This is a genomic window from Pseudomonas sp. MCal1 (assembly GCF_026341415.1).
Classification (GTDB): Bacteria; Pseudomonadota; Gammaproteobacteria; order Pseudomonadales; family Pseudomonadaceae; genus Aquipseudomonas.
The window spans coordinates 49411-65348 of sequence record NZ_JAKUMP010000021.1 but is presented as its reverse complement, the minus strand read 5'-3'; the positions used below and the strand labels follow the sequence as shown (position 1 = coordinate 65348).

Annotated in this window: 11 protein-coding genes; 8 read left to right on the top strand and 3 right to left on the bottom strand. The window is 61.3% G+C overall.

Annotated features, from left to right (window positions below; all coding sequences use genetic code 11):
* Positions 1–6: 6 nt before the first annotated feature.
* Both MKZ87_RS27415 and MKZ87_RS27410 read right to left on the bottom strand, forming a co-directional pair.
* Complete coding sequence (locus MKZ87_RS27415; RefSeq protein ID WP_085703514.1) at positions 7–1980, bottom strand: MacB family efflux pump subunit; 1974 nt, start codon at positions 1978–1980, stop codon at positions 7–9.
* On the bottom strand, positions 1981–3153 hold the full coding sequence (locus tag MKZ87_RS27410) for an efflux RND transporter periplasmic adaptor subunit (protein ID WP_085703513.1): 1173 nt from the start codon (positions 3151–3153) through the stop codon (positions 1981–1983).
* A gap of 333 nt (positions 3154–3486) precedes the next feature.
* Between MKZ87_RS27410 and MKZ87_RS27405 the strand changes: the two genes are divergently transcribed.
* From MKZ87_RS27405 to MKZ87_RS27375, 7 genes are all read left to right on the top strand, one after another.
* Entirely contained in the window at positions 3487–3969 is a 483-nt protein-coding gene (locus MKZ87_RS27405) for a sigma-70 family RNA polymerase sigma factor (protein ID WP_085700180.1), read from the top strand.
* A 133-nt stretch (positions 3970–4102) separates the two neighbouring features.
* Positions 4103–5440 (top strand): lysine N(6)-hydroxylase/L-ornithine N(5)-oxygenase family protein, encoded by a 1338-nt coding sequence (locus MKZ87_RS27400; RefSeq protein ID WP_085700179.1) that lies wholly within the window; start codon positions 4103–4105, stop codon positions 5438–5440.
* A 586-nt stretch (positions 5441–6026) separates the two neighbouring features.
* A complete protein-coding gene (mgtA, locus tag MKZ87_RS27395) occupies positions 6027–8726 on the top strand; it encodes a magnesium-translocating P-type ATPase (protein WP_266202173.1) in 2700 nt (899 codons plus the stop codon).
* Between the two features lie 54 nt (positions 8727–8780).
* On the top strand, positions 8781–9497 hold the full coding sequence (locus tag MKZ87_RS27390; RefSeq protein WP_064594791.1) for an MgtC/SapB family protein: 717 nt from the start codon (positions 8781–8783) through the stop codon (positions 9495–9497).
* Between the two features lie 108 nt (positions 9498–9605).
* Complete coding sequence (locus tag MKZ87_RS27385; RefSeq protein ID WP_085703511.1) at positions 9606–10040, top strand: chemotaxis protein CheY; 435 nt, start codon at positions 9606–9608, stop codon at positions 10038–10040.
* A gap of 107 nt (positions 10041–10147) precedes the next feature.
* Positions 10148–10774, top strand: a complete 627-nt coding sequence (locus tag MKZ87_RS27380) for a response regulator transcription factor (protein ID WP_085700176.1) — start codon at positions 10148–10150, stop codon at positions 10772–10774.
* Positions 10775–10785: 11 nt separating this feature from the next.
* Positions 10786–14004, top strand: coding sequence for a transporter substrate-binding domain-containing protein (locus MKZ87_RS27375; protein ID WP_085703510.1), 3219 nt, complete (start codon positions 10786–10788; stop codon positions 14002–14004).
* Between the two features lie 4 nt (positions 14005–14008).
* On the opposite strand, the gene dkgB is transcribed toward MKZ87_RS27375, so the two are convergent.
* Positions 14009–14812 (bottom strand): 2,5-didehydrogluconate reductase DkgB, encoded by an 804-nt coding sequence (gene dkgB, locus MKZ87_RS27370; RefSeq protein WP_085703509.1) that lies wholly within the window; start codon positions 14810–14812, stop codon positions 14009–14011.
* Between the two features lie 224 nt (positions 14813–15036).
* Here dkgB and MKZ87_RS27365 point away from each other — a divergent pair, with 224 nt between their 5' ends.
* Positions 15037–15903 (top strand): pirin family protein, encoded by an 867-nt coding sequence (locus tag MKZ87_RS27365; RefSeq protein WP_085700173.1) that lies wholly within the window; start codon positions 15037–15039, stop codon positions 15901–15903.
* Positions 15904–15938 lie beyond the last annotated feature (35 nt).

Below are 15938 nucleotides of genomic sequence, written 5' to 3'. Positions count from 1 at the left end.
GATCGATCATTCACTGGTAAGGGCCGTGACCGGGTCGAGCCGGGCAGCTTTGCGGGCCGGCATGAAGCCGAAGACAACGCCGGTGACAAGGGCGCAGCCAAAAGCGCCGAGCACCGCCAGCAACGAGAAGGCGACGGCAACGTCGCTGAGGATCAGCACGCCGCCGACGATCAGCGCCAAGCCAATCCCGGTGATCCCGCCGACCACCGAGAGCATCACCGCTTCGGTGAGGAACTGCCGCAGAATGTCGCGCTGGCGAGCGCCGGTGGCCATGCGAATGCCGATCTCGCGGGTGCGTTCGCGCACGGTCATGAGCATGATGTTCATCACGCCAATCCCGCCGACCAGCAGCGAAATCGCCGCAATCGAGCCGAGCATCAGCGACAGGGTATTTTGCGTGCGCGCTTCGGCCTGGATCATGGCGGCGTTGTTGGTCAGTTCGAAATCCTTTTTGCCGTTGTGCAGGCGCAGCATCAATTGCTCGATGGCGTGTTCGGCTTCCTTGACCTTGCGTGCATCCGCCGCGGCGATGGCGACGTATTCCGGATTGCGCGTGCCGAACAGCCGCACGCTGGCAGCGGAGTAGGGGATGGCGATGCGGTCGTCGCTGTCCTGATCGCCGGAGCTGGCGCCTTTTTCCTGGAGCACGCCGACCACCTGGAACGGCACGTTCTCGATCAGGATGTATTGGCCGATGGGGTTGAGCACATCCTTGAGCAGTTTGTCGCGAACCTTCTTGCCGATCACCGCCACCGCGCTGGCGTTGCGCTCATCGGCATCGGTGAAGTAGCTGCCCTCGACCACCGGCCAGTTGAAGATCGCCGGGAAGTTGGTGTCGTTGCCGCCGACGTAGCTCATGTGGTCGGCGTTGCCAAACCGCACACCAGCCTCCGCGCCGTTGACCGGCATGATCCGTTTGACCTGCGGCAGGCTGGCCAGCGCCGCCACGTCATCGAGGGTGATGATGCCCGGCGGCGTGCGCGGATTGGGTGCCGAGCCGCTGAGGTAAATGATGTTCGAACCGAAAGCGCCCATCTGCGCCATGACCTGACGCTTGCTGCCTTCGCCCACTGCGAGCATGACCACCACCGAAGCGACGCCGATGATGATCCCGAGCAGGGTCAGCGCGGTGCGGAAGCGGTTGATCCACATCACCCGCCATGCGGCGTGCAGAGCGTCCACCAGTTCGCCTTTCCAGGCCCCCGAGGCTTGTGCGCCCTCGGTCAGGCGTTTGCGCAGGTCGACCGCTTGCAGGGCGCCTGGGCTGGCTGTGGTCCGGGCGTCGGGACTGTCCTGGGCGCTGTCGCTGATGATCAGGCCGTCGCGGATCTCGATAATGCGCTTGGCCCGCGCTGCGACTTCGCGGTCGTGGGTGATCAGGATCACCACGTGGCCCTGGCTCGCCAGCTCGTCAAGCAACGCCATGACTTCTTTGCCGCTGTGGCTGTCGAGGGCGCCGGTGGGTTCGTCGGCGAGGATGATGTGGCCGCCGTTCATCAGTGCCCGGGCGATCGACACCCGCTGCTGCTGACCGCCTGACAATTGATGGGGGCGGTTGCCGGTGCGCGAGGCCAGGCCGAGGCGGTCGAGCAGGGCGGCAGCGCGGGCGTGGCGTTCGGCGGCGGGAGTGCCGGCGTAGATTGCCGGCATCTCGACGTTCTCCTGGGCCGAGCCGGACGGAATCAGGTGATAGCCCTGAAACACGAAACCGAAGGCTTCGCGCCGCAGCCAGGCCAACTCGTCGGTGTCGAGGTCGGCGACGTTTTCCCCGGCGAAACGGTATTCGCCGCAGGTGGGCCGGTCGAGGCAGCCGAGGATGTTCATCAGCGTCGATTTGCCGGAGCCGGACGCGCCGACAATCGCCACGAATTCCCCGGCGTGGATCGACAGGTCGATCCCGCGCAACACATGCACTTCAGGGGCGTCGCCACCGCCATAGGATTTGCGGATGTCCCGCAGGTCGATCAAGGGCGTCTGCATTTAGCCACCGCTGCCGTCGGCCGGGCCGATCAACAGGTGATCGCCTTCGTTCAAGCCTTCCAGCACCTGGACTTTCAAGCGGTCGCTGATGCCGGTGTGCACTTCGCGGGACTGGATGTCGCCATTGGCGGCAATCACCTGCGCGGTCTGCCGGTTCGCGGTGGCTGTGCCTTGCAGGGCGGCAACCGGTGCAGTGAGAACGTCTTTTGCCTGGCTGGCGACGAAGAATACCTGGGTGGTCATTTCCGCCATCAGTGCGTTGTCGGCGTTGTCGACATCCAGCAGCACGGTATAGAGCACCACGCGCGCGCTGCCGCTTTTGCTGGAACTGGCAGGACTGCCGCCGCCCTGGCTGGTCTGATCCAGGGGTTTGGGCGGTACCGGCAGGATTTGCCGCACGGTGCTGGTCCAGCGTCGATGGCCGCCGCTGAGGGTGGTGAAGTAGGCGGTCATGCCCGGTTTGACGTGGCCGATATCGGCTTCGGAAACTTCCGCCCACACGGTCATCGGCGACAGCTTGGCGATCCGCAGGATCAGCGGTGTCTGTTGTTGGGCGTTGAGGGTCTGGCCTTCGCGGGCATCGAGGGCAACCACGGTGCCGGCCATTGGCGCATAAATGCGGGTATAGCCGAGCTCGGCCTGATCGCTGCGCAGGCTGGCTTCGGCCTGACGGATCTGGGCCTGGAACATGTCGATGCGCGCCTGGGTGGCTTTCAGTTCGGCGCGGGCGGTCTGCACGTCTTCTTCGCGGGTGGCGCCGCCAGCGGCCAGGTTCTGCTGACGCTGGTATTTCTGCTGCGCGAGCTCGTGCTGGGCTTTCTGTTCCTGCAACTGGGCCTTGAGGTTTTCGATGGAGAAACGTCCGGCGTCGAGTTTGGCTTTCTGGGTGGACGGATCGATTTCCACCAGCAGTTGACCTTCCTTGACCACGTCGCCGACTTCCACGTGGATCTTGCGGATCTGCCCCGACGCCTGGGCGCCGACGTCCACATAACGCCGTGGTTGCAGGGTGCCCAGCGCGGTGACGCTGCTTTCGATATCGCCGCGGGTCACTTGCACGGTGGCGAACTTGTCCCGTCCGGGAGGCAGGATCTGCCAGGCGGCGTAGGCGACAACAGGGATCAGACAAAGGACTACGAGCAGGGCGCGTCGGGCGGGGCGGGGACGTTTCATGCAGGGTTCCGGCCAGTGGAAATCGGCCCGTCATTCAGAGGAGTGCGCAGGATCGGGCACCGTTGAACGCTGCCGCAGGGCGCGACAGACACGGGGAGCTGTCCTGTAAACGATGAAAGCGGAGCGGAATTTAAGCGGCGACACAGGTTGTTACAGCAATCTGTAGGTATAGCCGGACACTATTTGTCGGGCAACGACAAACACCACTTTAAATCTATATGAGAATTACTATAAATTACGCGCCTCAAGTTGCCACTATCTTGCTACTGCCTTGTGCGGCTCAGCAGAACGGTGTGCTCAAGGACAGAACCCGCATTCAGGCGGCCGGGAGTCATGTTGGAAAACTACTATCGAGAGCTGGTGTGTTTCCTGAACGCCAAGCTCGGCAACCGTCAGGTGGCCGAAGATGTGGTGCATGACGCTTATGTGCGGGTCCTGGAGCGTTCCAGCGATACGCCGATCGAACAACCCCGGGCCTTCCTTTATCGCACCGCGCTGAACCTGGTGATCGACGACCACCGGCGCAATGCCCTGCGTCAGGTCGAGTCGCTGGAAGTGCTCGACAGCGAAGAGCGCTATTTCACCCCGTCCCCCCACAGCACCCTCGATCATGGTCAACGTCTGGAGATGTTGCAGCGTGCGCTGGCCGAGCTTTCACCGCTGTGCCGCGAGAGCTTTCTGTTGCGCAAGATCGAAGGCCTGTCGCACCCCGAGATCGCCGAGCGCCTTGGCATTTCCAAGGCTCTGGTGGAAAAGCACATCGTCAACGCCATGAAACATTGCCGCGTGCGCATCAAGCAATGGGATGCCCATTGAGCCGTCGTCGTTAAATTTCATTTCACTGTCCTCGTTCCTACTCAACAGACGATCTGCTGTCCTGCTCCGGGCCGGCCGGTCACCCAAGCTCTTCCTCCGCGCTGTTCGGGGGTTCATCCAGAGGACACTGGAAATGACACAGGCAATTGCATCGCCCATCGTTCACGACCTGATCGGCGTCGGTTTCGGCCCTTCGAACCTGGCGCTGGCCATCGCTCTGCAAGAGCGCGGCCCGATCCAGGGCGAGCTGGATGTGCTGTTTCTCGACAAGCAACCCAACTACAGCTGGCACGGCAATACCCTGTCGACCCAGAGCGAGCTGCAGATTTCCTTCCTCAAGGATCTGGTGACCCTGCGCAACCCGACCAGCCCGTATTCGTTCGTCAACTACCTCAAGCACCACGGTCGTCTGGTGGACTTCATCAACCTCGGGACCTTCTACCCGTGCCGCATGGAGTACAACGACTACCTGCGCTGGGTGGCCGCGCAGTTCACCGAACAGAGCCGCTATGGCGAAGAAGTGCTGACCATCGAGCCGGTGCTGCACAACCATCAGGTTGAAGCGCTGCGGGTGATTTCCCGTGGTACGGACGGCCAGCAGTTCGTGCGCACCGCGCGTTCCGTTGTGGTCAGCGCCGGCGGCACGCCACGCATTCCCGAGGCGTTCAAGGCGCTGAAGGGCGACGGTCGGGTGTTCCACCACTCGCAGTACCTGGCGGAAATGGCCAAGCAGCCGTGCGTGAACAATCAGCCGATGAGCATCGCGATCATCGGTGGCGGGCAGAGCGCGGCGGAAGCCTTTATCGATCTGAACGATTCGTTCCCGTCGGTGCAGGTCGACATGATCCTGCGCGGCTCGGCCCTGAAACCGGCGGACGACAGCCCGTTCGTCAACGAAGTGTTCTCGCCGGAGTTCACTGATCTGATCTTCCAGCAGAAGAGCAGCGAGCGTGAGCGTCTGGTCAACGAGTACCACAACACCAACTACTCGGTGGTCGACATCGACCTGATCGAACGCATCTACGGCATCTTCTACCGCCAGAAGGTCTCCGGTGTTGCCCGTCATGCGTTCCGTACCCTGACCACCGTCGAGCAAGCCACCGCCACCGAACGCGGTATCGAACTGACTGTGCGCAACAACGCCACCGGCGAAGTCACCGTGCGTGTCTACGACGCGGTCGTGCTGGCCACCGGTTACGAGCGTCAGATGCACCGCAAACTGCTCGCGCCGCTGGAAGAGTACCTGGGCGACTTCGAAGTCGATCGCAACTACAAGCTGATCACCGACGAGCGCTGCAAGGCCGGTCTGTACATGCAGGGCTTCTGCCAGGCCAGCCATGGTCTGAGCGATACGCTGTTGTCGATCCTGCCGATCCGTGCGGACGAGATTGCCGGCTCGCTGTATGAGCATGGCAAGAACCGTGGGCACAGCCGTTCGATGGCGGATCTGTTGCTGGCGACTGCCAGCTAAGTATCCTTTCAGCCTCCACACTGATCGTTCCCACGCTCTGCGTGGGAATGCCTCAAGGGACGCTCCGCGTTCCAATGGGGCGCAGAGCGTCCCCGGTTGCATTCCCACGCAGAGCGTGGGAACGATCTCGGCGATCTCGGGGGCAATCCTGAACCCTTCCTGAACACCCGACACATTCCCCGACGCACTTCCTTTTCCGGGTTTACTCTCCAGATATCGGGGCGTAAGCTTCGCGCGTTTTCATCAATAGCGGAGACCCACAGTGGGTACTTGTTCGAGTGACAGTTGTCGGCCGGTCCTTGTAACCGGCGGATTCTCGGCAAGATAACGCGCATTCCTTTGTGCCGTTGTCTCGCCGAACAGCGAGCAGCGGCATCCCGATCATGACCGGTCCCGGTCATGTCCCGACGTCCTTCTCATCGACACTGAAAAGCCTGTGAAGTCGACTTCATCGTCGTCATTGCAGCCTATCGACACGCCTGTCTTTCTGACCGGCGCGCCACGCCTTGCCGTGCCGGTTTTGCGGTGCCCAGGACGAGGACGTACCTGCTCGACGGTTTCCCGGCTGACCATAGGGGCAACAGCCATGAAACTTACGCTCAAGGAATTTTTCGCAGGCTTCCTGCGGACCCGTCACATCGCCCGGCACTTCCGTCGCCTGGCCTTGCTGGAAACCCTCGGCGACACCACGGTCAGCCGTGAAGTGCCGCCCACTCTGGCCAATACACTGGTGGACGCCGCCCATTGCGACAGCGGCGTGCTGCTGACCAACCTCGGCACCCACACCGACGGCCTGACCGATTTCGAAGTCGATGTGCTGCGTGCGCAGCATGGCCTCAACGAAGTCGAACACGAGCAACCGCTGCCGTGGTGGACCCACCTGTGGCATTGCTACAAAAACCCTTTCAATCTGCTGCTGACCCTGTTGGCGGTGATCTCGTGGCTGACCGAAGACCTCAAGGCCGCCATCGTGATTTTCTCGATGGTGGTGCTGTCGACGCTGCTGCGCTTCTGGCAGGAAAGCAAATCCAATCAGGCGGCCGATGCGCTCAAAGCGATGGTCAGCAACACTGCAACCGTGCTGCGCCGGGATGCGCCGCGTGCTGAACTGCCGATCAAACAGCTGGTGCCCGGCGATCTGATCGTGCTGTCGGCCGGCGACATGATTCCTGCCGATTGTCGGGTGCTCAGCGCCAAGGACCTGTTCGTCAGCCAGGCAGCGATGACCGGTGAATCGATGCCGGTAGAGAAATTCCCGCGTCAGGCCGATCGCGATACGCGCAATCCGCTGGAGCTCGACAACATTCTGTTCATGGGCACCAACGTGGTGTCCGGCACGGCGGTGGCGGTGATTCTCACCACCGGCAACAGCACCTATTTCGGTGCGCTGGCGCAGCGGGTCGGGGCGACTGATCGCGCGGTGACTTCGTTTCAGCAAGGCGTGAACAAAGTCAGCTGGCTGCTGATCCGCTTCATGTTCGTGATGGCGCCACTGGTGTTGTTCATCAACGGTTTCACCAAGGGCGACTGGACCGAAGCACTGTTGTTCGCGCTGTCGATTGCCGTGGGCCTGACCCCGGAAATGCTGCCGATGATCGTCACCTCGACCCTGGCCAAAGGCGCGGTGTTTCTGTCGCGCAAGAAAGTCATCGTCAAACGCCTGGACGCGATCCAGAACTTCGGCGCCATGGACGTGCTGTGCACCGACAAGACCGGCACCCTGACCCAGGACAAAATTTTCCTGGCACGCAACGTCGACGTCTGGGGCGAAGACTCCGATGACGTGCTGGAAATGGCCTACCTCAACAGCTACTACCAGACCGGCCTGAAAAACCTGCTGGATGTGGCGGTGCTGGAGCACGTGGAAATCCACCGTGAGCTGAAGGTCGGCACGGCGTTTCGCAAGGTCGATGAAATCCCGTTCGACTTCAACCGCCGGCGCATGTCGGTGGTGGTCGAAGGGCGCGGTCAGCCGCATCAACTGATCTGCAAGGGTGCGGTGGAAGAGGTTCTGTCGGTGTGCAGCCGGGTTCGTCACGGTGAAGTGGACGAAGCCTTGAGCGATGAATTGCTGGCGAAAATCCGTCAGGTCACAGCAGCATTCAACGCTGAAGGCCTGCGCGTGGTAGCGGTGGCGGCCCGCTCGATGCCGCAAGGGCGCGACACTTACAGCCTGAGCGACGAGCAGGAGCTGACGCTGATCGGTTACGTGGCGTTTCTCGATCCACCCAAGGAAAGCACCGCGCCGGCGCTCAAGGCCCTGGCCGAACACGGCGTGGCCGTGGAAGTGCTGACCGGCGACAACGAACTGGTGACCGCCAAGATCTGCCGCGAAGTGGGCCTGGCCCAGCAAGGCCTGCTGATGGGCAATGACATCGAACGCATGAGCGATGCTGAACTTGCGGTGGCGGTGGAAACCACCAACGTGTTCGCCAGGCTGACGCCGTCGCACAAGGAGCGCATCGTGCGCATCCTCAAGGGCAACGGTCATGTGGTCGGGTTCATGGGTGACGGCATCAACGACGCGCCGGCGCTGCGCACCGCAGACATCGGGATCTCCGTGGACAGCGCGGTGGACATCGCCAAGGAAGCGGCCGACATCATCCTGCTGGAGAAGAGCCTGATGGTGCTGGAGGAGGGCGTGCTGGAAGGGCGCCGGACCTTCGCCAACATGCTCAAGTACATCAAGATGACCGCCAGCTCGAACTTCGGCAACGTGTTCTCGGTGCTGGTGGCCAGTGCGTTCATTCCGTTTCTGCCGATGCTGCCGATGCACCTGCTGGTGCAGAACCTGTTGTATGACATTTCGCAGATCGCGATCCCGTTCGACAACGTTGACGACGAAATGCTGAAACAGCCGCAGCGCTGGCAGCCGGGTGATGTGGGGCGCTTCATGCTGTTCTTCGGCCCGATCAGCTCGATCTTCGACATCACAACGTTCGCCTTGATGTGGTACGTGTTCGATGCCAACACCCCGGATCACCAGACTCTGTTCCAGTCCGGCTGGTTCGTCGTGGGACTGCTGACCCAGACGCTGATCGTGCACATGATCCGCACGCCGAAGATTCCGTTCCTGCAAAGCCGTGCGGCCATGCCGTTGCTGGTGATGACCGCAATCATCATGGCCGTGGGCATCTTCCTGCCGATGGGACCGCTGGCGCACTACTTCAAATTGCAGGCGCTGCCGTCAATGTACTTCGTGTTCCTGCCGGTGATCCTGCTGGCGTACATGGCACTGACTCAGGCCGTGAAAGGCTTCTACATCCGCCGGTTCGGCTGGCAGTAACAGGCAAGTTTCCCCCCTTGTGGGAGCAAGGGGGGCGGTTTCAAGGAGTTCAACATGCAAGCCATCAACAATCTCAACCTCACCTCATTGCTCGACACCCTGGTCAGTCTCAGCGCGGCCTTCATCCTCGGCGGCCTGATCGGCTTCGAACGCCAGTACCGGCAACGCACGGCGGGTTTGCGCACCAACGTGCTGGTGGCGGTCGGTGCGGCGATTTTCGTCGACATGGCCAACCGTCTGGCCGGTGCCGAAGGTGCGGTGCGGGTGGTCGCCTACGTGGTGTCCGGTATCGGCTTTCTCGGTGCCGGGGTGATCATGCGCGAAGAGGGCAACGTGCGCGGCCTCAACACCGCCGCCACACTCTGGACCTCGGCAGCGGTCGGCGCCTGTGCCGGCGCCGACCTGCTGGCCGAAGCGGTGCTGGGCACCTTGTTCGTGCTCGCCGCCAACACCTTGCTGCGGCCGATCGTCAACAACATCAACCGTCAGCCGCTCGATGTGGTTTCGGCAGAAGTCACCAACATCGTTTACGTCATCGCCCGGCGTTCGCAGCAGAAAGCCGTGTTTGCGCTGCTTGAAGCCGAGCTGGAACGCAGCAATTACCCGGCCAGTGATGTCGATGTGCACGCTTTCGGAGCCGATGAAATCGAGATCGAAGCCACTCTGGCGACGACTTCGGTGGACGGTGATGAGCTGGATGCGCTGGTAGCGCGTATCTCGACCTCGGCGCTGGTGGTGCAGGCGTTCTGGAGTCCGAGTACCACGGAGTAACTTTTTTGTCCGGATGAGTGACATCTTTTTTCGGAAAAGTCCTACAGAGCAAGCCTCGGCGCTTGGGTAGTCTTGCCGCCACTTGAAGCGACTACCCGGACTTTCACGTTGACCGACAAAACCCTGCGCATCCTGATCGCCGACTTGCAGCACTTTCACCGGATGAAGATCGAGCGCCTGTTCAATGGGCTCGATTACTACCGCATTGCCCCGGTGCAAAACCTTGCCGAACTGCTGACGCTGGTCGATTACGGCTGTGAGCCATTCGATGTCCTGGTGATCAATGCCGAACTGGCGGGCGGGATAGCGGATCTTCGTGGTTTCCTGTTTGATCATCCGCAAGTCCGGCGGGCGCTGGTCTACGGTGAACCGGCGGACGCCTCAGGGGTTCCCGAGCACTTTGGCGCAAAGATCATCACCAGTCCTGCGCCTCTGCCTTCAATCCGCGCGATCGAGCAGTTGATGACTTCGGTCGAGGCTTCGTTTGGGCCCTCATCGCGTGCTCAATCACAGATCGCTCTATCGAACAACTGTCAGATCTGACAGGTGATCCAGCGTTCACACCGTGCAACAGTTGTAGCGCGGCTACCAATAGTCCCGTTCATGCAAGATCGGCGGCGTCATGGCATGTATTCGCCTCGGGAGTGGTCATGGGTTCAGCATTGATCGTCGATGATCATCCGGTGGTGGTGGGTGCCCTTCGCCTGGTTCTGGAGTCGGCGGGTTACCAACCGATTCATGTGACTACCAGCGGTGTCGATGTGGTGCCAATGCTCCGGGAGCACGCGCCGGAACTGGTCGTGCTCGACCTGAAGCTCAACGGATTCGGTGGTCTTGAGGTGTTGGCGCGCATCAGGGCCGTCGGGCTGGTCTGCAAGGTGGTGATTTTCACCTCGGCCGATCCTGAACACTATCTGATGCGCTGCCGACGTGCGGGGGCGATGGCTTTTGTCGCCAAGTCCGCCTCGATGCAGCATTTGCAAAATGCAATCAAGGCCGTGCGGTCGGGTTACACCTACTTCCCCGAAATGCCTGCGGTCAATACCGGGCAAACCGAAGCGCATCGCGATGAGCGAGAGCTGATCGCACTTCTGTCCACCCGTGAAATGGAGATCATGCTCAAGCTGGCCAGAGGCGAGTCCAACAAGCACATTGCTCTGGCGATGAACCTCAGTCACAAAACCATCAGTACCTACAAGACCCGCTTGATGCAGAAACTCGGAGTGACCTCGCTGGTGGTGTTGCGAGAGTTCGTCAAACGCAACGGCCTGTTTTGATCGGTTGCCCCATGATAGGTCGTCTGCGGGTTGTGCTTCTGTCGATACTGTTGCTTGCAAGCGCAGTGCACGCCTCCGAGGCGCAAAGGCTGGAAATCGTCTCCCGCACCCGTCTGGAGGGGGTGCAGATTCGTCTGGATGAGCAGGACAGACAGTGGCTGAGCGCGCACCGGGTATTGCGCATCGGTGCCTCCTGGCCGGATTACCCGCCCTTTGAACTGACCCGCAAACGCCATGAACTGGAAGGTCTCACGGCCGATTACGCCGACGCGATCGCCCAGATACTTAACATTGCCGTCGAGGTCTGGTGCTATCCCGACCGCGAAAGCGCCATGGCCGCGCTCAAGGCCGGGGATCTTGACCTGCTGGGCACGTCGAACAACTTCGAAATCGCCGATCCCCAACTGATGCTGTCGCGCGCCTATGCCGAGGATCAGCCGATGTGGCTGACCCGGCTCAATGAGGCGTTGCCGAGTGATCTCAACGGCAAACGCATCGCCATGGTGGACGACTATCTGCCCGCTTCGACCATCGAAGAGGCTTACCCGCAAGCTTCCCTGCAGCGCTATCGATCGATCCTCGATGCCCTCGGCGCCGTCGCGTTTGGCCGGGATGATCTGTACCTCGGCGATTTCATCAGCGCCAGCTACCTGATCAACACCCATTTTCAAAACGACCTGCAACTGGCCGGGCCCTCGGGCCTGGACGCCAACCCCTTCGGTTTTGCCCTGACCCGCAGCAACAACCGCTTGAAACGTCTGGTCGACAAAGCCCTGCTGGCGATTCCCATGGAGCAGCGGCTGGCGATGGAGTTGCGCTGGAGTGCCGGGCGCGCCGACAGGGCGGCGCAGTCGCGGGTAAGCCTGAGCGACAGCGAGCAACAATGGCTGGATCAGCATCCGGTAGTGCGGGTCGGTGCTGTCGATGACTTTGCGCCACTCGCGTTCTTTGACGCCGACGGTCGCTTCAGTGGGCTGGCGGCCCAACTGCTCAACCTGATCAGTCAGCGCAGCGGGCTGACGTTCGAGGTGGTGCGCGGTCAGTCTCTTGATCGTCAGGTCGAACAACTCAGAAGCGGAAAACTGGACCTGTTGTCTGTGATGACACTGAGCCGCGAGCGCGAAACAGAAATGCTGTTCACCCGGTCGTACGTCAACAGCCCCTTTGTGCTGATTGCCGATTCGAAGGCACAGGGGCCGCGTAGCCTGGACGACATGACGGGCAAGCGTGTGGCGCTTTATCGCGGCGATCCGTTGCGTGATTACCTGCTGGAGCATGTGCCGCAGATCAACCTGATCGAGTTGCCGAGTCCGGCCGATGGCACACGGGCGCTGCTCGACGGGCGGGCTGATGCGACATTGAGTTCGTTGTTGGTGGCGCGCTACCAGATCGATCACCAGTACCGCGATCGCTTGCGGATTGTCTCCACGCTGGGCGATCAGCCGGCCCGGGTTGCCATGGCCACGGCGCTCGACTCGCCTCAGTTGCAATCGATTCTGAACAAGGCACTGCTGAGCATCGCGCCGCAGGAAATCGACGGTCTGGTCGCACGCTGGAGTCGTAACGTGGTGCTGCAAGACAGCTATTGGCAGCGTCATCGCGAGCAAATATTGCGCGGGTTTGCCGTTGCTGCCGGGTTGCTGTTGCTGGCATTGGGCTGGATCGGTTTTCAGCGTCGGCAGATCCGCCAGCGTCAGCAATGGCTAAGTCAGTTGCAGGAGGCCAAGGAGGCGGCCGACGAAGCCAATCGTGCCAAAAGTACGTTTCTGGCGACCATGAGTCATGAAATCCGCACACCGATGAATGCCCTGACCGGCATGCTCGAACTGGCGCTCAAACGTGCCGATGAAGGCGTGACCGATCGCCAGGCTATCGAAGTCGCGTCCACTGCCGGGCAGCAATTGCTGGCATTGATCGGCGACATTCTCGACATCGCACGCATCGAGTCCGGGCATTTGTCACTGGCCCCCGAGCGCGCCAATCTGCGCGAAGTGGTCGTGTCGGTGTGTCGGATTTTCGAGGGTCTGGCCCGGCAGAAACAATTGTTGTGGCATGTCGAACTGGATGAGCTCAGCAACGTCGAGGTGATGCTCGATCCCCTGCGTTTCAAGCAAGTGCTGTCGAACCTGTTGAGCAATGCCATCAAATTCACCGACAACGGCGAGGTGAGCCTGCGCTTGCGCGTGTTTTCAGAACGGGACGGGCTGATTGAAGTGGGCGTGATCATCGAAGACAGTGGGCGGGGGATCAGCATTGAGGATCAGCAGCGACTGTTCAATCCGTTTGTACAGGTCGGCGATCATCAGTCCGTGGCGCATGGCGGTTCAGGTCTGGGGTTGGTGATCAGTCGCAACCTGTGCCGGATGATGGGCGGTGATTTGTGGATGAGCAGCGAGTTGAACCGCGGCACTCAGCTCATGCTGCGCCTGGAGCTGCCTGTGCTGGCGCCACTCGGGCAAGAAGCTGCACCGCCACCAGTGGCGACGACGGTGAAGTCGCTGAACGTGCTGGTCGTGGATGACCATCCGGTGAATCGCCTGTTGTTGTGTCGGCAGTTGAGTGAACTGGGGCATCGCGCCGTCGACTCCGGTGGCGGTGAAGAGGGGCTGGTGCTGTGGCGCAGGCAATCCTTCGATGCGCTGATCACCGATATCAACATGCACGGGCTCAACGGTTACGAGCTGGCGCGAGCAGTGCGCCAGGAAGAAGCCGCGACGGGCAGGGCGCCCTGCCTGATCCTCGGCTTTACCGCCAATGCACAGATGGAAGAAAAGCAGCGATGCCGGGCGGCCGGGATGGACGATTGCCTGTTCAAACCGGTGCTGCTGCACGAATTGAACCAGGCCCTGATAGCCGCCGTACCGGAGGGCGCGCAGGCGGCCAGCGTGGACGATTCGGCAGTGGCCGAGTTCGACCTGAGTGCGCTGTTGCAACTGGCAGGCGCCGACAATCCACTGATCGAACAGTTGCGTGGGGAAGTGCTGAGCAGCTTGCGCATCGACCTGCAGCGTCTGGACGAATCAGGCCGACACGGTGATCGCGCGGGATTGCGGGATCTGGCGCATCACGTCACGGGCGGGGCACACATGATCGGTGCCGAGCGCGTGATCTCGGCGTGTCGAGGACTTGAGCAAGCCTGCCATGACGATCAATCCGACGCGGCATTGACGGCCGCCATCGATTTGCTGCGCGTGGCCATGCAAGACCTCGCGCAGCAGCTTCAGGCCTGACCGGTCAGTCCCACTGCGGCGCGATGCCTGTGGGGCTGGTCAGGCGATGGCTGCGATCCAGTGTGGCGATCAGCGCCATGTCGGCGTCGCTCAGGGTCAACGCCGTGGCGCCCAGGTTGCCTTGCAGGTTGGTGCGTTTGGTCGACGACGGAATCACCGCGTATCCCGACTGCATCGCCCACGCCAGGGTGACCTGAGCCGGAGTGGCTAGCAGGCGCTCGGCGATCTGTACGATCAGCGGATCCTTCAGCACTTCACCATAGGCCAGGGTCATGTACGACGTGATCTGAATGCCCTGACTCCGGGCGAATTCCACGACCTTGCGGTTTTGCAGGTACGGGTGCAGTTCGATCTGGTTGGTGGCGATGTTCTGCGCACCGACCGCAGCAATTGCCTGTTTCATCAGGTCGATGGTGAAGTTGGACACGCCGATCTGCCGGGTCAGACCCAGGCGCTTTGCTTCCAGCAGGGCGCCCATGAATTCCTCGACCGATACCTGATCTTCCGGCGACGGCCAGTGGATCAGCGTCAGGTCGAGGTAGTCGGTCTGCAACTTTTGCAGGCTCTCCTTGAGGCTTTCAATCAGGCGGTCTTTGGCGAAGTTGGCGATCCAGATCTTGCTGGTGATGAACAGTTCGTCGCGGGCGATGCCGCTGGCAGCGATGGCCTCGCCCACGTCGGCTTCGTTTTCGTAGATCTGTGCGGTGTCGATGACCCGGTAACCGAGCTCAAGGGCAGTGCTCACCGAATCGATGACCACCTGACCTTGCAGACGAAACGTACCAAGACCGAAAGCGGGAACAGACATGCAGGACTCCAGGGGTTGCAGTGGGAATGAGCAGGAGTATCCGCGTCTGATTCCTTGGGAAAAACCGCTGTCGGCACAAAGTACTGTTGACTGAAAGTCACGAATCACCACGCTTGCTCATCGTTCCATTAATAGAACGATGAGGACGGTTTTGGCCGACTAGTGCTAAATACGTAGCGAATTTATGATCGGCCCCCACGATCAACCTGATGACGGAGTCCACCATGAAAAACCTTATCGGTATCTACACCAGCCCTCGCGGCCACTGGGTCGGCGATGGGTTTCCGGTGCGTACCCTGTTTTCCTACGACAACCTGGGCAAGCACATCAGCCCGTTCCTGCTGCTGGATCACGCCGGGCCTGCGCAATTCACCCCGACCACCGAACGTCGTGGCGTGGGCCAGCATCCGCACCGTGGCTTCGAGACCGTCACCATCGTGTACGAAGGCGAAGTGCAGCACCGCGACTCCACCGGCAGTGGCGGCACCATTGGCCCGGGCGATGTGCAGTGGATGACCGCGGCTTCGGGAATCCTGCATGAAGAATTCCATTCGGAAAATTTCGCCAGAACCGGCGGCAACCTGGAAATGGTGCAGCTGTGGGTGAATCTGCCAGCCAAGGACAAAATGGCCGCGCCGGGTTACCAGACCATTCTGGACAGTGATATCCCGCAAATCGCGCTCAAGGACGGCGCCGGCAGCCTGCGCCTGATCGCCGGCGAGTTCGACGGTCAGAAGGGCCCGTCCCGCACGTTCACGCCTATCGATGTGTGGGATCTGCGACTGAACACCGGCAAGTTGCTTTCGCTGGATCTGCACGAAGGCCGTAACACGGCGTTGGTGGTGTTGAAGGGGTCGGTCCGGATCAACGGTGTGGAGTCGATGCGCGAAGGGCAACTGGCGCTGTTTGAACGTGATGGCAAGCGAATCACCCTCGAAGCCAGCCAGGACGCGGTGGTGTTGCTGCTCAGTGGCGAGCCGATTGACGAGCCGATCGTCGGCCACGGCCCGTTCGTGATGAACACCGAGCAGGAAATCCACCAGGCTTTTGCCGACTTCCAGTCCGGCCGCTTCGGCCAGATGCACGGCTGAAAATCCCGGCAGGCGCCACGCGCGCCTGCCGGTTT